At 40.6% G+C, this 313-nt stretch carries 1 protein-coding gene; it reads left to right on the top strand.

The window, feature by feature from the left end; all coding sequences use genetic code 11:
• On the top strand, positions 1–313 hold a 313-nt coding region (locus tag DW019_RS14815; RefSeq protein ID WP_207663947.1), incomplete at both ends, for a hypothetical protein.

The following is a 313-nucleotide window of genomic DNA, read 5'->3' as shown; positions in this document are numbered from 1 at the left end:
GTGGTGACGGAGCAGTTTTATGTCACCAGAGAGTATGAAAAAGACAATAAAACCGGAAAGAAATCAAACGGTACAAAGTATGACTATTTCCAGAAAAAAGGAACCGACGGACTCCGTTCCTATGATGATTTCAGGGAGCGGGAAAAAGACGATAAAGGCAACTGGAAAACCGCTTATGAAGTCTGGCAGTACGGAAATGACGGACTCCGCACGGTAACGGTTGTCAGCAGCTTTAATCCGAACAAATATAAAACGAACAAAAAGTATTATGATTATACCTATAAGAAATCCAAAATCAACCCGGATACCTTAA

The sequence above is a fragment of the Clostridium sp. AF37-5 genome (assembly GCF_003477605.1).
GTDB lineage: Bacteria > Bacillota > Clostridia > Lachnospirales > Lachnospiraceae > Eubacterium_F.
The sequence above is the reverse complement of the archived record's forward strand: the minus strand, read 5'-3'. Positions and strand labels throughout refer to the sequence as shown.